Genomic DNA, 17,713 nt, shown 5'->3' with positions numbered 1-17,713 from the left:
TAATGAGCAAAAAATTTAAAACAATTATTACCACTGCCGGTGCTGAGAAACTGGCTGCAGCCACTGTGCCGGGTGGTAAAAAAGTGAATATCACCGCGATGGCCGTGGGCGATGGCGGCGGCACGCTGCCGGAACCTAACGCCAGTCAGACGAAACTCATTAATGAGGTCTGGCGTCATGCGCTGAATAAAATCAGCCAGGACAACAAGAAGAAAAATTATATTGTGGCTGAACTGGTTATTCCGCCAGAGGTAGGCGGTTTCTGGGTGCGCGAGCTTGGTCTGTATGATGATGCCGGGGCATTGATTGCTGTCGCCAATATGGCGGAGAGCTACAAACCGGAACTGGCCGAGGGTTCAGGTCGTGCGCAGACGTGCCGCATGGTTATTATTGTCAGTAGCATTGAGTCGGTGGAGCTGACTATTGACTCGACAACAGTGATGGCAACTCAGGAATACGTTGACGATAAGCTCGCCGAGCATGAGCAGTCCCGCCGCCATCCTGACGCCACACTCAAAGAAAAAGGTTTTACCCAACTCAGCAACGCGACCGACAGCTCGTCTGAGACGCTCGCGGCAACGCCGAAAGCAGTTAAGGCTGCATATGACCTTGCGAACGGTAAATTTACGGCTGTAGACGCCACCACGTCGCGAAAAGGTATTGTGCAACTCAGCAGCGCGACAGACAGCTCGTCTGAGACGCTCGCAGCAACTCCGAAAGCGGTTAAGGCGGCGTATGACCTTGCAAGCGGTAAATTTACGGCTGTAGACGCCACTACGTCGCGAAAAGGTCTTGTACAGCTCAGCAATGTCACCGACAGTGATTCTGAGGTGTTGGCCGCAACACCAAAAGCATTAAAAGCAGCTAAGAAAGAAATTACAGACAGTCTGGGTACTGCTGCTTATTGTGATGTGACGACCTCTGCTACTGACCGGGCGTCGGGGCGTATATTAAGGTATGGGAATTTCGGCGTGGGCGCAGCTATGACTATTGCCACAACCACTGACCTGAATACCATCACAATTCCCGGGCAATACAAGCAGACAAACACTAACGTTAACTGGAGTGGGCTGCATTATCCTGTATCGTCAGCCGGTGGGCTGGTAGTCATCGAAGATGCCGGGTATAGCGACGGCTGCACACAGTTATATTTCCCGTGGCGCGGTAACATTATTTATTACCGAAATTATTCCGGTACAGGTTCAGGTTATGCCTGGGGGGAATGGGCCGCATTCTATTCAACGCTGAATAAACCAACTGCGGCAGATGTTTCAGCAGTTCCGGATTATGGGGGGCTGGGTGCAACAAACCTGAACACGTTGACGGGAACGAAGTTTGGTCGTTATTACCAGTCAATGAGCGCTAATGCAACGAATGGCAACAATTACCCGATATCAGAGGCCGGGGCGTTATCTGTTTATCAGACCGGGGCGAATGGTGCTGAAGCCTGCGTTCAGGAATATCGTACGTTTAGCTCACGGCGTCTATTCGTGCGAGATTATAACCCGGCAGGCTCGACATGGACGGAATGGGTTGAGTTTTATAGCCCTGCTTATCCGGGTGAAATTTATGGTACTTCTGCCAATAATTTCCGGATAGCTTACGGAAACTACGGCACATTCTGGCGTAATGATGGTTCAACTCTCTACCTGATGTTGACGAATAGTGGCGATCCACTCGGGAATTATAATTCCCTGCGCCCTCTTACCGTTAATCTGGAAACGGGTTATCCAACGATGGGCAGACTGTCCCTGACAGACTGGACATACTTTGATGCTCGTTACCAGAGGGTTAATACTGCATCAAAAGCTATTAATGGCTGGTTCAAGGACACTAATACTGGTCTGGTATACCAGTGGGGTACAACATCTTCAATTAGTGATGACACCCCCACTTCTATTTCGTTCCCTGTAGCCTTTCCATCATCGTGTGTTGCTTTTTTACCAACACTTAAGCGCAGCACAAAGACAGAGGACAACTATGCAATGCTGTCTGTGTGGGGGCAGGCAATGACAAATTCCACTGCGACTGTCATTTTTCAATCAAACTCTGGAAATTCAGACGCCCGCTCTGGCGTAATTACATGGTGGGCTGTGGGGTATTAATATGAATTATTTTTATAGTGCAAAACTTAATGCATTCTACCCGGATTCTTTACAGGAGGAATATGCTGTTAATGATTCCTGGCCTGATGATGCTGTTGAGATTGAAGATTCTGTATATCAGGAATTTGCAGCCGACGAAGCCCCAGAAGGGAAAATACGTGTAGCCGGGGATGATGGATTACCAGCATGGGACGATATACCGGTACCGACACAGGAGGAACAGATTGCAAAGGCAGAAGATCAAAAACAACGCCTGTTAACCGAAGCCGCAACAGCTATTGCACCGCTACAGGATGCCGTTGATTTAGGTATGGCAACAGATGAAGAAAAAGCGCACTGGCTGGCGTGGAAGAAATATCGCGTACTGCTTAATCGGGTGGATACCAGTAAAGCGCCAGATATTGACTGGCCTGTAAAACCGGAATAATTCAGGCGGGCTGATGCCCGTCTTTTTTATGATTTGTTTATGTGCCATCCGCTACCCAACGCCGACAAATAGCCCACCGTTACAGCACAAAAGAAAATATGCTCACCCCTTAACCACGGAGTTAACCGGATGAGTGATTTTCACCACGGCGTGCAGGTGCTTGAAATTAACGACGGCACCCGCGTCATTTCCACTGTTTCGACCGCTATCATCGGCATAGTCTGCACGGCAAGTGATGCAGATGAAAAGCTATTCCCCCTCAATGAGCCCGTACTGATTACCAGCGTGCAGAGCGCCATTGCGAAAGCCGGTAAAAAAGGCACGCTGGCAACCTGTCTGCAGGCCATCGCCGACCAGGCTAAACCTGTCACTGTCGTTGTGCGCGTTGCCGAAGGTACCGGAGACGACGCAGAAGCGCAGACCGTTACCAACATCATCGGTGGCACGGATGAGAACGGAAAATACACCGGCATTAAAGCGCTGTTGACTGCCGAAGCGGTTACCGGCGTTAAGCCGCGCATTCTCGGGGTGCCGGGTCTCGATACGCAGGAGGTGGCGGTCGCACTTGCGTCAGCCGCTATCAAACTGCGCGCATTTTGCTATGTCAGTGCGTGGGGCTGTAAAACCATTTCCGAGGCGATGGCCTATCGCGAAAATTTCAGCCAGCGCGAACTGATGGTCATCTGGCCTGACTTCCTCGCATGGGATACCACCGCAAACGCCACCGCCACGGCATACGCCACCGCCCGCGCACTCGGTCTGCGTGCCTACATCGACCAGACTATCGGCTGGCACAAAACGCTGTCTAACGTTGGCGTGCAAGGCGTCACCGGCATCAGCGCGTCAGTCTTTTGGGATTTGCAGGCATCCGGCACCGATGCTGACCTGCTCAACGAGGCCGGAGTCACCACGCTGGTGCGCAAGGATGGTTTCCGTTTTTGGGGGAACCGCACCTGTTCTGATGACCCGCTTTTCCTGTTTGAGAACTACACCCGCACCGCGCAGGTGCTGGCCGACACAATGGCTGAGGCGCACATGTGGGCAGTCGATAAGCCCATCACCGCATCGCTCATCCGTGACATTGTCGACGGCATTAACGCCAAATTCCGCGAGCTGAAATCTAACGGCTACATCGTGGACGGTGAATGCTGGTTCGATGAGGAATCGAACGACAAGGAAACCCTCAAGGCCGGGAAACTGTATATCGACTACGACTATACACCGGTTCCCCCACTGGAAAGCCTGACCCTGCGCCAGCGCATCACCGATAAATATCTGGTGAATCTGGCCGAATCGGTCAACAGCTAAGGAGCCTGAAACAACATGGCACTACCCCGCAAACTTAAATATCTGAACATGTTCAATGACGGCCTTAGCTACATGGGCGTTGTTGAATCCGTGACGCTGCCAAAGCTGACCCGCAAGCTCGAAAACTATCGCGGCGGTGGTATGAATGGCGCAGCAGCGATTGACCTCGGCCTCGACGATGATGCACTTACCGTCGAATGGTCTGTCGGTGGCCTGCCTGATGTGGCGCTGTGGGCGCAGTATGCCGCGCCGGGTGCTGATGCCGTGCCGCTGCGTTTTGCTGGCTCTTACCAGCGTGACGACACTGGCGAAATCGTTGCGGTCGAGGTGGTCATGCGTGGCCGTCATAAAGAAATCGACGGCGGCGAGAATAAGCAGGGTGAAAACACCTCGACCAAACTGTCGACCGTTTGCACCTATTACCGCCTCACGATTGATGGTAGCGACATTATCGAAATCGACACCGTCAACATGGTCGAGAAGGTGAACGGCGTCGACCGTCTGGAACAGCACCGCCGCGCAATCGGGCTGCTGTAATTTCCTGACCGGTCAGCACTGCTGGCCGGTTATTACCCCCATTCAGAGCAGAGAAAAAATCATGGCAAAAGCACCACGCAAAACCCCTGAATTTGTTGATACGGCTGGCAATGAAATTGACACCGTAAACCCGAATATCGTGACCCTCGACAAGCCGATTAAGCGCGCCGGTCAGACGATTGAAAAGGTCACCTTGATTGAACCGAACGCAGGCACCCTGCGCGGCGTCAGTCTGGCGGCGGTGGCGCAGTCTGAGGTCGATGCGCTGATTAAGGTGCTGCCCCGAATGACCTACCCGGCACTCACCACGCAGGAACTCACCGCAATGAACCTGCCCGATATGCTGTCGCTGGCCGCTAAGGTGATTGGTTTTTTGTCACCGGCTTCGGCGGAGTAGATTTCCCGCCCGGCCTGTCGACCGATGACCTGATGGCGGATATCGCAGTGATATTCCACTGGCCGCCATCAGAGCTCTATTCCCTGAGCCTGACCGAGCTCATCACATGGCGCGAAAAGGCGCTTCAGCGTAGCGGAAACCACAATGAGTAATAACCTGAGGCTTGAGGTATTGCTGAAAGCGGTCGACCAGGCGACCCGACCGCTTAAATCTATCCAGACCGCGAGTAAAACCCTGTCGGGTGATATTCGTACCACACAAAAAGGGCTGCGTGACCTGAATGGTCAGGCGTCGAAAATCGACGGCTTTCGTAAGACAAGCGCGCAACTGGCCGTAACCGGTCAGGCGCTTGAAAAAGCGAAACGTGAAGCCGAGGAGCTTGCCACCCAATTTAAAAATACCGAACGGCCAACGCGTGCGCAGGCGCAGGTGCTTGAATCGGCAAAACGTGCGGCTGATGGTCTGCAGGTCAAATACAACAGCCTCACCGAGTCGGTAAAACGCCAGCAGCGCGAGCTGGGTGCTGCCGGAATCAATACCCGCAACCTTGCTAATGACGAGCGAGGATTAAAAAACCGCATCAGTGAAACGACAGCACAACTCAACCGGCAGCGCGAGGCGCTGGCGAAGGTCAGCGCACAGCAGGCGCACTTAAACCGCGTGAAAGAGCGATATAAATCAGGCAAGGAGCTTGCCGGTAACATGGCTGCAGCAGGTGCTGCCGGGGTCGGTATTGCGACAGCGGGAACGATGGCCGGGGTTAAATTGCTGATGCCCGGTTATGACTTTGCGCAGAAAAATTCCGAGCTGCAGGCTGTGCTCGGGGTCGATAAGCAGTCGCCAGAAATGCAGGCGTTACGCCAACAGGCGCGCCAGCTCGGCGACAATACTGCAGCCTCTGCAGATGACGCAGCGAGCGCGCAAATCATCATTGCGAAAAGCGGCGGTGACGCTGCTGCTATTCAGGCGGCGACGCCGGTCACACTGAATATGGCACTGTCAAACCGGCGCTCGATGGAGGAAAACGCTGCGCTGCTGACCGGGATGAAATCAGCATTTCAGCTTTCAAACGACAAGATTGCGCACATTGGCGACGTTCTCTCGATGACGATGAACAAAACCGCTGCCGACTTTGACGGACTGAGCGACGCGTTGACCTATGCCGCGCCGGTGGCAAAAAATGCTGGGGTGAGCATCGAACAAACCGCCGCAATGGTCGGTGCGCTGCACGACGCCAAAATCACTGGGTCAATGGCGGGCACGGGTAGCCGCGCCATTCTCAGCCGCCTGCAGGCTCCCACCGGAAAAGCGTTTGAGGCCATTAAAGAGCTCGGCGTCAAAACGTCCGACAGCAAGGGGAACACGCGCCCGATATTCTCCATCCTGAAAGAAATGCAACGCAGCTTTGAGAAAAACAATCTCGGGACAAGCCAGCGCGGCGAGTACATGAAAACCATTTTCGGCGAAGAGGCCAGCTCGGCGGCGGCGGTACTGATGGAAGCAGCCTCAAGCGGCAAACTTGACCGGCTCACCGCAGCGTTTAAAGCCTCGGACGGTAAAACCGAGGAACTGGTTAAGGTCATGCAGGATAACCTCGGCGGCGACTTTAAAGAGTTCCAGTCTGCTTATGAGGCAGTTGGCACCGACCTGTTTGACCAGCAAGAGGGCTCGCTGCGTAAACTCACCCAAACCGCCACGCAATACGTGTTAAAGCTCGACGGCTGGATCCAGAAGAACAAAGGGCTGGCGACAACCATCGGCATCATCGCCGGTGGCGCACTGGCTCTGATTGGTATCATCGGCGGTATTGGTCTCGTTGCGTGGCCGGTTGTTATGGGGATTAACGCCATTATCGCTGCTGCTGGCGTGCTGGGTACGGTATTTACTGTCACCGGTAGTGCCATTGTGACCGCACTCGGCGCGATTACCTGGCCGATTGTCGCAGTGGGGGCGGCGATTGTGGCCGGGGCGCTGCTCATTCGTAAATATTGGGAGCCCATCAGCGCATTTTTCTCGGGGGTGATTGAGGGTGTCATGAGCGCCTTTACCCCTGTCGGGGAAATGTTCGCTCCACTGGCACCCATTTTTGACGGTCTCGGTGAGAAACTGCGCGGCGTCTGGCAGTGGTTTAAAGACCTGATAGCACCGGTCAAGGCCACGCAGGAAACGCTCGATAGCTGCAAAAATGTTGGCGTCATATTTGGTCAGGCGCTGGCCTCTGCTTTGATGGCTCCGCTCAATGTATTTAACAAGTTGCGCAGCGGTGTCGACTGGCTTCTCGAAAAGCTCGGTATCATCAACAAAGAGTCAGACAGCCTCGACCAGACTGCCGCCAAAACCAACGCGGCCACGCAAAGTAATTCTTATATCCCGGCAACCAGCACATATGGCGGTTATCAGGCTTATCAGCCAGTGACCGCACCGGCGGGACGTTCTTACATCGACCAGAGCAAAAGTGAGTACAACATCACTTTACCGGGTGGTGTTGCGCCCGGGCATCAGCTTGACCGACAGCTACGCGACACACTCGAACAGATCGAGCGTGAGAAGCGTGCACGGCAGCGCGCCAGCATGAGCCATGACTGAGGGGGAATAAATAATGATGCTTGCACTTGGAATGTTTGTGTTTGAACGCCGCACCCTGCCTTATCAGTCGATGCAACACTCGAAGGATTACCGCTGGGTGTCTAATGACAGGGTTGGTAAACCTCCCGCTTATCAGTTTCTCGGTGAGGGGGAGACCTCAATTCAGCTTGCCGGTACGCTTTATCCTGCCATTACCGGTGGCCGTATATCACTGAGGGCTGTTGAACTGATGGCCGACGAGGGCAGAGCGTGGCCGTTGATTGAGGGTACCGGCAATATTCTCGGGATGTATATCGTCGATAAGGTCTCGACCACACACACTGAATTTTTCAGTGATGGCGCTGCCAGAAAGATTGATTTCACGCTTTCACTGAAACGGGTCGACGAATCACTGGCGGCGATGTTTGGTGACCTGAATAAGCAGGCCAACGAGCTGCTTGGCACAGCCGGTAAGCTGACCGATAAGCTACAGGGTATGCTCGGAGGGCTGACTGCATGATGACGGGCATGACCATTGATGCCGGAGCAAGCCTTGCCCCGGCATTTATGCTGACGCTGAACAGCCAGGACATTACCAGCAATTTTAGTGACAGGCTGATTTCTCTCACCATGACAGATAACCGGGGTTTTGAAGCTGACCAGCTCGACATTGAGCTCGACGATACTGACGGCAAAGTCGAGTTACCCCTGCGCGGGGCGGTGCTGACACTGTGGCTTGGCTGGCAGGGTTCGGCACTTCTGAATAAGGGCGATTTCACGGTTGATGAGATTGAGCACCGGGGCGCGCCTGATACGCTGACCATTCGTGCGCGTAGCGCAGATTTTCGCGGAACACTCAATTCACGGCGTGAGGAATCATGGCACGACACCACTCTCGGTGAGCTGGTCAGTGCCATCGCAAAACGCAATAAACTGACGGCCAGCGTCGCGGATTCGCTGAAAAAAATCCCGGTACCGCATATCGACCAATCGCAGGAGTCCGACGCAGTATTTCTGACCAGACTGGCTGAGCGGAACGGGGCGACAGTATCAGTGAAAGCGGGGAAACTGCTGTTTCTGAAAGCCGGTAGTGCAGTGACGGCCAGCGGCAAACCAGTCCCACAAATGACACTGACCCGCAGTGATGGTGACCGCCATCAGTTTGCTATTGCCGACCGTGGGGCTTATACCGGCGTAACGGCAAAATGGCTGCACACCAAAGACCCGAAGCCGCAAAAGCAGAAGGTCACGCTGAAACGTAAACCAAAAGAGAAGCACCTGCGCGCACTGGAACACCCGAAAGCAAAGCCAGTCAGCAAAAAGACAAAAGCCAAAAAAGAGCAGGAAGCGCGCGAGGGTGAGTATATGGCTGGTGAGGCCGATAACGTGCTGGCGCTGACGACGGTCTACGCTTCAAAGGCTCAGGCGATGCGTGCCGCTCAGGCAAAGTGGGATAAGTTGCAACGAGGTGTTGCGGAATTTTCAATTACGCTGGCGCTTGGTAGGGCTGATTTGTTCCCTGAGACACCGGTGCGCGTGTCGGGCTTTAAGCGCGTCATAGACGAGCAGTCATGGTTAATCAGTAAGGTAACTCACAATCTGAATAATAATGGATTCACGACGGGATTAGAGCTTGAGGTTAAGCTCTCCGATGTGGAGTACAGTGCTGAACAGGATGATGAGTAAAGTGTATTCACAAAAAGTGAATTGATGTTTATCATTGGTTCACGAATTGAGAATGACGGGGTGAGTTATGTTTCATTGTCCAAAGTGTCATCATGCCGCACATGCACGAACAAGTCGCTATTTAACAGAGAATACAAAAGAGCGTTACCACCAATGCCAGAACATCAACTGTAGTTGTACGTTTATGACAATGGAAACGATAGAACGCTTTATTGTTACTCCGGGAGCTATCGACCCGGCACCGCCGCACCCGACTGTCGGTGGTCAGCGGCCATTGTGGCTCTGACAAATTTTCGTTTAATGCCCGCCATGCGCGGGTTTTTTATGCGCTCAGGAAAGTGGCGGTAAAAAAAAGCCACCGCCATTTCATCGCCACTAGAAAACCAGATAACAAAAAAGCCACTCGCTTGAGTGGCTTAATTATATGATTTTAAAGCTAAAATTTGGTGGCCCCTGCTGGACTTGAACCAGCGACCAAGCGATTATGAGTCGCCTGCTCTAACCACTGAGCTAAGGGGCCGTGGCGGTGAATTATAAAGTAACTCTGTGTCGCAATCCAGCCATAACCGTACGGATGCTGTTTTTATAAACAACGTATTTTCAATCCGTTATACTTTTCTCACAATCTATTGTTCTGGAGTGACTATGGTTAAGGACATTCTGGCCCCCGGATTGCGGGTCGTGTTTTGCGGCATCAATCCTGGACTCTCTTCGGCGGGCACCGGCTTCCCATTCGCACATCCGGCAAACCGCTTCTGGAAGGTCATTCACCAGGCCGGATTTACCGATCGTCAGCTTAAGCCTGAAGAGGCTGAACACCTTCTGGATTTTCGCTGTGGCGTTACCAAACTGGTCGACAGGCCAACGGTACAGGCAACTGAAGTTTCAAGAAAAGAGTTGCATGATGGCGGTCGCCAGTTGCTGACAAAGATTGAAGGCTTTCAGCCCGCGGCGTTGGCAATACTGGGAAAGCAGGCATTCGAACAAGGCTTCAGCCAGCGTGGAGCGCAGTGGGGCAAGCAGAGTCTGAGTATTGGTGTTACGCAAATTTGGGTGTTACCCAATACGAGCGGGTTAAGCCGTATCAAACTGGACAAGCTGGTCGAGGCATTCAGGGAGTTAGACGAGGCGTTAATCACGCGCGGACTGTAAAAAAAACGCCACCGGGAAGGTGGCGTTCATATTTATGCCGACAAGCTTAATCGTCCAGGAAGCTACGCAGCACTTCAGAACGGCTCGGATGGCGCAGTTTACGCAGCGCCTTCGCTTCGATCTGGCGGATACGTTCGCGGGTAACGTCGAATTGTTTACCCACTTCTTCCAGCGTGTGGTCGGTGTTCATGTCGATACCGAAGCGCATACGCAGAACTTTGGCTTCACGAGCGGTCAGGCCAGCCAGCACGTCATGCGTTGCGGCACGCAGGCTCTCGGTAGTTGCAGAGTCCAGCGGCAGCTCGAGGGTGGTATCCTCGATGAAATCACCCAGATGCGAATCTTCATCATCACCGATCGGTGTTTCCATGGAGATTGGCTCTTTGGCAATTTTCAGCACTTTGCGGATTTTATCTTCCGGCATCAGCATGCGTTCGGCCAGCTCTTCCGGCGTCGGCTCGCGACCCATCTCTTGCAGCATCTGGCGGGAGATACGGTTGAGCTTGTTGATGGTCTCAATCATATGCACCGGAATACGGATGGTGCGCGCCTGATCCGCGATGGAGCGGGTGATAGCCTGACGGATCCACCAGGTTGCGTAGGTGGAGAACTTGTAGCCGCGACGGTATTCAAATTTATCTACCGCTTTCATCAGACCGATGTTGCCTTCCTGAATCAGATCCAGGAACTGCAAGCCACGGTTGGTGTATTTCTTGGCGATTGAGATAACCAGACGCAGGTTCGCTTCAACCATCTCTTTCTTCGCACGGCGGGCTTTCGCTTCACCGATGGACATGCGACGGTTAATATCTTTCACCTGTTCGATGGTCAGGCCGGTTTCTTCTTCAATCTGCTGCAACTTTTGCAGGCCGCGGTGAACGTCATCTGCCACATCGTGCAGTTTTTCAGACCACGGTTTGTTCATCGCGATAGCCGCGTTGAACCAGGTTTCGCTGGTTTCGTTACCGGTGAACAGGGTGATGAAGTTCTTCTTCGGCATTTTGCACTGCTCAACGCAGAGCTTCATGATCAGACGTTCCTGAGTACGCACGCGGTCCATCATGACGCGCATGCTGTTTACCAGGTAGTCGAACTGCTTCGGCACCAGACGGAACTGCTTGAACACTTCAGACAGCTTCAGAATTTCGGCTTGTGCATCAGTGTGGCTGCGACCTTTCGCTTTGATGGTGTCACGGGTGACTTCGTACTGGGTACGCAGCTCACCAAACTTCTCACGCGCCAGCTCCGGATCGATGCTGTTGTCGTCATCAGCGCTGTCGTCATCTTCCTCTTCGTCTTCATCTTCGTCGTCGTCCAGGTCTTCCTGAGACAGCTCAGATCCGACGTGGGTGGCAGTTGGCGCCAGATCTTCTTCAGCGTTCGGATCAACAAAGCCTGTGATCAGGTCAGACAGACGCGCTTCTTCAGCTTCAACGCGATCGTATTGTTCAAGCAGGTAGGTAATCGCTTCCGGATATTCAGCAACGGAGCATTGAACCTGGTTGATCCCGTCTTCGATGCGTTTAGCGATGTCGATTTCGCCTTCACGCGTCAACAGTTCTACGGTGCCCATTTCGCGCATGTACATACGCACCGGGTCAGTCGTACGGCCAATTTCAGATTCCACGCTGGAGAGAACCTGGGCAGCAGCTTCTTCCGCGTCTTCATCAGTACTGGTGGTGTTTTCAGCAAGCAGCAGATCATCGGCATCTGGTGCTTCTTCCATCACCTGAATACCCATGTCATTGATCATTTGGATGATATCTTCAATCTGATCTGAATCGACGATATCTTCCGGCAGATGGTCATTGACCTCGGCATAGGTCAGATAGCCTTGCTCCTTACCACGGGTGACAAGAAGCTTGAGCTGTGACTGCGGGTTTTGCTCCATAAGACGGTATCCACACTTAATTCGTTTGATTTGAGTCAGCAAGCCGTTGCCGCCAACATTTAAAGCGAGGGCGTACTTATATTTGTGCCGCTGCCTCTCAGAGCGGCTGTCGGGGGCTTCCCGATCGCTATTCGGCACTTAAGCCGTTAAATACTGCATCCTTCAAGTTGTCTCTGCGTTAGCTGCGCTCGTTACTGGTCTCTTCCTGAGACTTGCCCCTGGCAGGCCGCCGCAAGCAGCGTTCAAATCCGCGCCCTGCGGACTTGTCATTCTGGCCATGTACTTATATCCACGCCCAGGAGTTCATTCTCTTGCTGCTTTAATACAACTTGACTGATTGTGTCTATCAATTCATTTTTTAGCCAGTTCCTGGTTTAGAGTCCAGAGCTCCCGGCGTTCTTCGCTGCTTAAACCGTGCGTGCGCTCACGAGCGATTAACTCTTCCTGGCGCAGCTCAAGCATCGAATCAAACATATGGTTGAGTGAGTCGGTGAAGGTTTTTTCAGCAATATCCTTATCTGCTATATCGTCCCACATCGACAGTTTTTCAAGGGTGGCAGCATCATTTGTACCACGATAGTGCTCTAAAAGTTGCCCGGTAGTCAGGCCTGGCTGGGACAAACAAGTGTTGACCAGTTCCATAAACAAACCAAGTCCGGGCAGCTTATTTTGATCCAGGTTGCCCAACGGCGGCACTCGCGGCGCTAAATCCGGGTTTTGCACCAGTAATCCTATCAGTATACGCATGGTCGTGCGTTTTAGCTGCGGAGCGGGCCGTGAAGCACCACTTTCGGAAATTTTAGGCATTAAACGTTCAAGCTGGCTGTCATCGAGAATGCCTAACTTGTTGCCCAGTTCCTGACGCAGATAAATACGCAGTGTTTCACCCGGTACCTGAGTAATCAGCGGCAGCGCCAGCGTGCTGAGCTGCGCGCGTCCGTCCGGAGTGCTCAGATCTACCTGTGGCATCAGGCTGTTAAACAAAAACGCGGAGAGCGGCAGAGCCTGCTCCATCCGGGCTTCGAACGCCTCTTTCCCTTCTTTACGCACCAGCGTGTCGGGGTCTTCGCCATCAGGTAAAAACATAAAGCGTAGCTGACGACCATCCGTCATGTACGGCAGCGCGGTTTCCAGCGCTCGCCAGGCGGCATCACGACCTGCCCGGTCTCCGTCATAACAGCAAATCACATTGTTTGTCGCACGGAACAGCAGCTGGATGTGATCGGCGGTCGTCGAGGTTCCCAGGGAAGCTACGGCATAATTAATACCGTATTGCGCCAGCGCCACCACATCCATATAGCCTTCCACCACTAACAGGCGCTGAGGATCCGCGTTATCCTGCTGGGCTTCATAAAGGCCATAAAGCTGGCGGCCCTTATGGAAAATATCGGTTTCCGGGGAGTTAAGATACTTCGGCAGGGCATCGCCCAATACACGACCACCAAAACCAATCACCCGCCCACGCTTGTCGCGGATCGGGAACATTACCCGCTCGCGGAAGCGATCGTAACTACGTCCCTGATCGTTGGTAACCAACATACCCGCATCAACCAGCGATTTGCGGTTCTCGGTATTGTCGCCAAACCGTTTCAGGACGTTGTCCCAGCCGGGGGGCGCAAAACCAATGGCAAAACGGGCGATCACGTCGCTACTGAGTCCTCGCTTTTCCAGATACTGGCGCGCAGGGGTAGCGGCGGGTTGCATCAGCGATTGTTGATAAAACGAGTTCAGACCGTCCATCAATTGATAAAGGCTTTGCCGTTGATGGCGCTCTATCTGACTGGGTCCACTGCCGGCTTCAAACGGGACTTCCAGGTTGTGCATCGCGGCCAGCTCTTCGACGGTTTCCACGAACTCGAGTTTGTCGTAGTTCATCAGGAAGTCGACGGCGTTGCCGTGCGCGCCACAGCCAAAGCAGTGATAAAACTGTTTCTCACCGTTCACGGTGAAAGAGGGGGTTTTTTCGTTATGGAACGGACAGCACGCATGGTAATTCTTGCCCTGCTTTTTCAGCTTTACCCGCGCGTCGATGAGATCGACGATGTCGGTTCTTGCCAGCAGGTCATTAATAAATACGCGTGGAATTCGTCCAGCCATATGCCCCTTTTATTTTTTTATGACTTATATACACAAAATCATTCAAGATGCGGCAAGGGAGCGAATCCTCAGGAGCGTACATCAGTACGTGACCGGGGGGAGCGACTGCAGCCAACGCAGAGGCAGCTTGAATGATGACGTGTATAAACGAAAACAAGCCGTGCATTCCTTCCGGAAGCACGGCCTTACAACTACAACTCGGTCTGAATTGAGAGCACCGGCTCTCAACCAAATTAGTACAGACGAGTGCGGCGTGCGTTTTCGCGAGCCAGTTTCTTCGCGTGACGTTTCACAGCTGAAGCTTTAGCGCGTTTACGTTCGGTAGTCGGTTTTTCATAGAACTCACGACGACGAACTTCCGCCAGAACACCTGCTTTTTCGCATGAACGCTTGAAGCGACGCAGTGCTACGTCGAACGGCTCGTTTTCACGTACTTTAATTACCGGCATGTAACTCTCACCTTTAATAAATTCGGTTTGCCGCTGGCATCAACGCCAGCTTATTTCAAAATGGTGCGGAATTTTACTGCAATTGCTGCTGCTTTGTAAAGCACCGACGTGATTTTGAAAGGGACTTTTATAAGGACTGGGAGTATACACGAGGCAGTCGCCTGGGGCGAACAAAGTTTTACATCAACCCGCATTGGTCCTACACTGCGCGGTATTAAAGCGAGGTAAAACAAGTCATGCGTGTACTGGGAATTGAAACATCCTGCGATGAAACCGGCATTGCCATTTACGACGATGAAAACGGTCTGTTAGCCAACCAATTGTATAGTCAGGTGAAATTACATGCTGACTACGGCGGAGTCGTGCCTGAACTGGCCTCCCGCGATCACGTACGCAAGACCGTACCGCTGATCCAGGCGGCGCTCAAAGAGGCGGGCCTGACGGCGAAAGAGATTGATGCGGTGGCGTATACCGCAGGTCCTGGGCTGGTCGGCGCGCTGCTGGTTGGCGCAACGGTCGGACGTTCGCTGGCGTTTGCGTGGAATGTTCCGGCAATCCCTGTACACCATATGGAAGGACATCTGCTGGCCCCCATGCTGGAAGATAACCCGCCGGAATTCCCGTTCGTGGCACTGTTGGTCTCCGGTGGTCATACGCAGTTAATTAGCGTCACTGGCGTGGGCCAGTACGAACTGCTGGGAGAGTCTATCGACGATGCCGCAGGTGAAGCGTTTGATAAAACCGCCAAACTGTTAGGGCTTGATTACCCGGGCGGCCCGATGCTGTCGAAAATGGCGTCACAGGGGACCGCCGGGCGCTTTGTCTTTCCACGACCAATGACCGATCGTCCGGGGCTGGATTTCAGCTTCTCCGGGCTGAAAACGTTCGCCGCAAATACGATTCGTAATAATGGCGATGATGAGCAGACCCGTGCCGATATTGCCAGAGCGTTTGAAGATGCGGTAGTGGATACGCTCATGATCAAGTGCAAACGTGCGCTGGACCAGACCGGCTTTAAGCGTCTGGTGATGGCGGGCGGGGTAAGTGCCAACCGTACATTGCGCGCAAAGCTGGCGGAGATGATGCGAAAGCGTCGTGGCGACGTGTTCTACGCACGCCCGGAGTTTTGTACCGACAACGGGGCGATGATTGCCTATGCCGGTATGGTGCGTTTTAAAGCCGGAGCCACCGCCGATCTTGGGGTGACAGTGCGTCCACGCTGGCCGCTGGCTGAGCTGCCCGCGGCGTGATTTTTTGCCCGGTGGCGCTGTGCTTACCCGGCCTGCAAAACCGTAGGCCGGATAAGGCGTAGCCGCCACCCGGCGAAAGCATTACACCCGCAGCATCCCTCTCTCTTCCAGAAACGAAATAATCGTCTCCAGACCTTCTCCGGCTTTTAAATTGGTAAAAGTCCAGGGACGTTCACCGCGCATCCGCATTGTGTCACGCTCCATCACCGCCAGCGACGCGCCGACATACGGAGCCAGATCGGTTTTGTTAATCACCAGAAAATCAGATTTAGTGATCCCCGGTCCGCCTTTGCGCGGGATCTTTTCGCCTTCGGCTACGTCGATCACATAGATCGTCAGATCGGCCAGTTCCGGGCTGAAGGTGGCGCTCAGGTTATCGCCGCCGCTCTCCACAAAAATCAGGTCCAGATTACTAAACTTTTTGCTTAACGCTTCCACCGCTGCCAGATTCATCGAGGCATCTTCACGGATGGCGGTGTGCGGACAGCCGCCCGTCTCCACGCCGACAATCCGTTCCGGCGCCAGCGCACCGGCTTCGGTGAGAATACGTTGGTCCTCTTTGGTGTAAATGTCGTTGGTCACAACGGCCAGCTGATATCTCTCGCGCATGGCTTTGCATAACGCTTCCAGCAGGGCGGTTTTACCGGAACCGACCGGACCGCCCACGCCAACGCGCAGGGGATGTTTGTATTCAGTCATTGTCTCTCCTCAGGAGCGGAATAAACGGCAATATTGTGTTTCGTGACGAGCTGAGGCGATGGTTGCAAGCGGTGTTGCGCCACCCAGTTCTTCATCCGGGCACGCCAGCGCCTTCCCCATGCCCTGCGCGAAATCCTCGCAGAGCGAAATAATCAGCCGTTGCGCCGCCTGTTGGCCAAACGGCACCAGTTTGACACCGGCCATGACGGCGCTCTCAATCCAGCTGTAACCCAGACTTAGCGTCAGATCCGCAAGCGTAATTCGCCACTGGACGCCCAGCCAGGCCATGCCGCACAGTTGGCTGTCAGCAAAAAGCGCGCGCCACGGCGCAGGACAGTCCGGTTGCCAGTCCACCACCAGTCGCGTGAATGCCGCGCCTCTGCTGCGTTCTTCTTCGCGCAGTTCGCGGGTTTCCCGACAGGCCAGCAGATACGCCGTCCAGCGGTGCGCGGCGTCGAGGTCATCCTGCTCGCAGGCGTGGTAAAGCCGGTTGAACAGCGGCAGATCGACGCTGAACAGGTTCTGCATCATCTGCTGCTTCTGCCAGAGGGCGAATGCCTCCACGTTTTTCACCCAGCCGCTTTCCACCGCCCACTCCAGCCCCTGAGACCAGGTAAACGATCCCACGGGTAAGCTGCCGCTGGCGAGCTGCATCAGACGCAACTGCTGCTGTGGGTCACGCATCAGTGCGCATGGCCGTGGTGATGGTCGTGAGATTCGCTGGCATATGCGCCCGCCTCTGGCTCAAAGGGGAGATGGGCGAACGTCACTTCCAGCTGAAAATGACGCAGCATATCGTCCAGGACATGGTCGTGGTGATAGCGCAATTCGTCCGGCAGGATCTGCAGCGGGACGTGGCGGTTGCCGAGGTGATAGCAGGCTTTGGCGAGCAGGAACGGATCGGCGCATCGCACTACCGAAACGGCCTCGCTGGCGGCGATGATCTCCACGACTTCAGCGCCGTCTTCCGTGCTCAGGCGATCGCCACCGCGTAGCAGCAGGCCACGTGGCAGGAGCAACCCCGCTTCCCGACCGTCGTTCAGCTGCACCTTCGCCCGGCTTTTCACGCGTACATCAATGGGGAGCGTCAGCGTGGCGGTCACCGCAGCAGGCGTTTCAATACGTTGTGTCAGAAACAGCATTTTGTCTC

General features: G+C 53.9%; 18 protein-coding genes and 1 tRNA gene. 12 read left to right on the top strand and 7 right to left on the bottom strand.

The genetic code is table 11. The features are described from left to right. Nucleotides 1–2: 2 nt before the first annotated feature. From C3432_RS15760 to C3432_RS15715, 10 genes are all read left to right on the top strand, one after another. The gene (locus C3432_RS15760) at nt 3–2,105 is read left to right on the top strand and encodes a phage tail-collar fiber domain-containing protein (protein WP_103777510.1); all 2,103 of its coding nucleotides are present in this window, start codon (nt 3–5) and stop codon (nt 2,103–2,105) included. Nucleotide 2,106: 1 nt separating this feature from the next. After that, nucleotides 2,107–2,532 (top strand): tail fiber assembly protein, encoded by a 426-nt coding sequence (locus tag C3432_RS15755; protein WP_103777509.1) that lies wholly within the window; start codon nt 2,107–2,109, stop codon nt 2,530–2,532. Between the two features lie 129 nt (nt 2,533–2,661). Beyond that, a complete protein-coding gene (locus C3432_RS15750) occupies nt 2,662–3,840 on the top strand; it encodes a phage tail sheath protein (protein ID WP_103777508.1) in 1,179 nt (392 codons plus the stop codon). A 15-nt stretch (nt 3,841–3,855) separates the two neighbouring features. Next, complete coding sequence (locus C3432_RS15745; protein ID WP_001550210.1) at nt 3,856–4,377, top strand: phage major tail tube protein; 522 nt, start codon at nt 3,856–3,858, stop codon at nt 4,375–4,377. A gap of 61 nt (nt 4,378–4,438) precedes the next feature. Then, nucleotides 4,439–4,774 (top strand): phage tail assembly protein, encoded by a 336-nt coding sequence (locus C3432_RS15740; protein ID WP_088168974.1) that lies wholly within the window; start codon nt 4,439–4,441, stop codon nt 4,772–4,774. Nucleotides 4,775–4,788: 14 nt separating this feature from the next. After that, nucleotides 4,789–4,926, top strand: a complete 138-nt coding sequence (locus C3432_RS15735) for a GpE family phage tail protein (RefSeq protein WP_032159022.1) — start codon at nt 4,789–4,791, stop codon at nt 4,924–4,926. Beyond that, nucleotides 4,919–7,360 (top strand): phage tail tape measure protein, encoded by a 2,442-nt coding sequence (locus C3432_RS15730; protein WP_103777507.1) that lies wholly within the window; start codon nt 4,919–4,921, stop codon nt 7,358–7,360. Before C3432_RS15735 ends, C3432_RS15730 begins: the two co-directional genes overlap by 8 nt. A 13-nt stretch (nt 7,361–7,373) precedes the next feature. Further along, entirely contained in the window at nt 7,374–7,859 is a 486-nt protein-coding gene (locus C3432_RS15725) for a phage tail protein (protein WP_015406356.1), read from the top strand. After that, nucleotides 7,856–9,025 (top strand): phage late control D family protein, encoded by a 1,170-nt coding sequence (locus C3432_RS15720; RefSeq protein WP_039516580.1) that lies wholly within the window; start codon nt 7,856–7,858, stop codon nt 9,023–9,025. The genes C3432_RS15725 and C3432_RS15720 overlap by 4 nt, the downstream gene beginning before the upstream one ends. A 67-nt stretch (nt 9,026–9,092) precedes the next feature. Then, on the top strand, nt 9,093–9,311 hold the full coding sequence (locus C3432_RS15715) for a DNA-binding transcriptional regulator (protein WP_023135249.1): 219 nt from the start codon (nt 9,093–9,095) through the stop codon (nt 9,309–9,311). Between the two features lie 158 nt (nt 9,312–9,469). Here C3432_RS15715 and C3432_RS15710 read toward each other — a convergent pair. Continuing rightward, nucleotides 9,470–9,545 (bottom strand) — tRNA-Ile (locus C3432_RS15710). 125 nt (nt 9,546–9,670) lie between these two features. Here C3432_RS15710 and mug point away from each other — a divergent pair. Further along, nucleotides 9,671–10,177 (top strand): G/U mismatch-specific DNA glycosylase, encoded by a 507-nt coding sequence (gene mug / locus C3432_RS15705; RefSeq protein ID WP_103777506.1) that lies wholly within the window; start codon nt 9,671–9,673, stop codon nt 10,175–10,177. Between the two features lie 46 nt (nt 10,178–10,223). On the opposite strand, the gene rpoD is transcribed toward mug, so the two are convergent. The 3 genes from rpoD to rpsU all read right to left on the bottom strand — a co-directional run bounded on the left by rpoD (nt 10,224) and on the right by rpsU (nt 14,614). Beyond that, nucleotides 10,224–12,068: an RNA polymerase sigma factor RpoD gene (rpoD, locus tag C3432_RS15700; protein WP_103777505.1), complete on the bottom strand. Its 1,845-nt coding sequence runs from the start codon at nt 12,066–12,068 to the stop codon at nt 10,224–10,226. Between the two features lie 351 nt (nt 12,069–12,419). Continuing rightward, nucleotides 12,420–14,165, bottom strand: coding sequence for a DNA primase (gene dnaG / locus C3432_RS15695; RefSeq protein WP_103777504.1), 1,746 nt, complete (start codon nt 14,163–14,165; stop codon nt 12,420–12,422). A gap of 233 nt (nt 14,166–14,398) precedes the next feature. Beyond that, nucleotides 14,399–14,614 (bottom strand): 30S ribosomal protein S21, encoded by a 216-nt coding sequence (gene rpsU / locus C3432_RS15685; RefSeq protein ID WP_001144069.1) that lies wholly within the window; start codon nt 14,612–14,614, stop codon nt 14,399–14,401. Between the two features lie 236 nt (nt 14,615–14,850). On the opposite strand from rpsU, the gene tsaD reads away from it, so the two are divergent. Beyond that, nucleotides 14,851–15,864 (top strand): tRNA (adenosine(37)-N6)-threonylcarbamoyltransferase complex transferase subunit TsaD, encoded by a 1,014-nt coding sequence (gene tsaD / locus C3432_RS15680; RefSeq protein ID WP_103777502.1) that lies wholly within the window; start codon nt 14,851–14,853, stop codon nt 15,862–15,864. An 81-nt stretch (nt 15,865–15,945) separates the two neighbouring features. Here tsaD and ureG read toward each other — a convergent pair whose 3' ends face one another. Genes ureG through ureE form a run of 3 tightly spaced genes read right to left on the bottom strand, consistent with a single transcriptional unit; the run spans nt 15,946 to nt 17,705 of the window. Further along, nucleotides 15,946–16,563, bottom strand: a complete 618-nt coding sequence (ureG, locus tag C3432_RS15675) for an urease accessory protein UreG (protein WP_103777501.1) — start codon at nt 16,561–16,563, stop codon at nt 15,946–15,948. 9 nt (nt 16,564–16,572) lie between these two features. Beyond that, a complete protein-coding gene (locus C3432_RS15670; RefSeq protein ID WP_103777500.1) occupies nt 16,573–17,247 on the bottom strand; it encodes an urease accessory protein UreF in 675 nt (224 codons plus the stop codon). Further along, a complete protein-coding gene (ureE, locus tag C3432_RS15665) occupies nt 17,247–17,705 on the bottom strand; it encodes an urease accessory protein UreE (protein WP_103777499.1) in 459 nt (152 codons plus the stop codon). The genes C3432_RS15670 and ureE overlap by 1 nt, the downstream gene beginning before the upstream one ends. Nucleotides 17,706–17,713 lie beyond the last annotated feature (8 nt).

This window comes from Citrobacter amalonaticus (assembly GCF_002918555.1).
Taxonomy (GTDB): Bacteria; Pseudomonadota; Gammaproteobacteria; order Enterobacterales; family Enterobacteriaceae; genus Citrobacter_C; species Citrobacter_C amalonaticus_A.
Note: the sequence above shows the minus strand (reverse complement) of the source record. Positions and strands in the feature narration are given on the sequence as shown.

Bases quoted from the DNA above. Each gene is read 5' to 3' on its own strand.
- dnaG (WP_103777504.1), bottom strand. From the start codon at position 14,165: ATGGCTGGACGAATTCCACGCGTATTTATTAATGACCTGCTGGCAAGA.
- C3432_RS15730 (WP_103777507.1), top strand. From the start codon at position 4,919: ATGAGTAATAACCTGAGGCTTGAGGTATTGCTGAAAGCGGTCGACCAG.
- rpoD (WP_103777505.1), bottom strand. From the start codon at position 12,068: ATGGAGCAAAACCCGCAGTCACAGCTCAAGCTTCTTGTCACCCGTGGT.
- rpsU (WP_001144069.1), bottom strand. From the start codon at position 14,614: ATGCCGGTAATTAAAGTACGTGAAAACGAGCCGTTCGACGTAGCACTG.
- tsaD (WP_103777502.1), top strand. From the start codon at position 14,851: ATGCGTGTACTGGGAATTGAAACATCCTGCGATGAAACCGGCATTGCC.
- C3432_RS15745 (WP_001550210.1), top strand. From the start codon at position 3,856: ATGGCACTACCCCGCAAACTTAAATATCTGAACATGTTCAATGACGGC.
- mug (WP_103777506.1), top strand. From the start codon at position 9,671: ATGGTTAAGGACATTCTGGCCCCCGGATTGCGGGTCGTGTTTTGCGGC.
- C3432_RS15750 (WP_103777508.1), top strand. From the start codon at position 2,662: ATGAGTGATTTTCACCACGGCGTGCAGGTGCTTGAAATTAACGACGGC.
- ureG (WP_103777501.1), bottom strand. From the start codon at position 16,563: ATGACTGAATACAAACATCCCCTGCGCGTTGGCGTGGGCGGTCCGGTC.
- ureE (WP_103777499.1), bottom strand. From the start codon at position 17,705: ATGCTGTTTCTGACACAACGTATTGAAACGCCTGCTGCGGTGACCGCC.
- C3432_RS15755 (WP_103777509.1), top strand. From the start codon at position 2,107: ATGAATTATTTTTATAGTGCAAAACTTAATGCATTCTACCCGGATTCT.
- C3432_RS15670 (WP_103777500.1), bottom strand. From the start codon at position 17,247: ATGCGTGACCCACAGCAGCAGTTGCGTCTGATGCAGCTCGCCAGCGGC.
- C3432_RS15720 (WP_039516580.1), top strand. From the start codon at position 7,856: ATGATGACGGGCATGACCATTGATGCCGGAGCAAGCCTTGCCCCGGCA.
- C3432_RS15715 (WP_023135249.1), top strand. From the start codon at position 9,093: ATGTTTCATTGTCCAAAGTGTCATCATGCCGCACATGCACGAACAAGT.
- C3432_RS15740 (WP_088168974.1), top strand. From the start codon at position 4,439: ATGGCAAAAGCACCACGCAAAACCCCTGAATTTGTTGATACGGCTGGC.
- C3432_RS15760 (WP_103777510.1), top strand. From the start codon at position 3: ATGAGCAAAAAATTTAAAACAATTATTACCACTGCCGGTGCTGAGAAA.
- C3432_RS15725 (WP_015406356.1), top strand. From the start codon at position 7,374: ATGATGCTTGCACTTGGAATGTTTGTGTTTGAACGCCGCACCCTGCCT.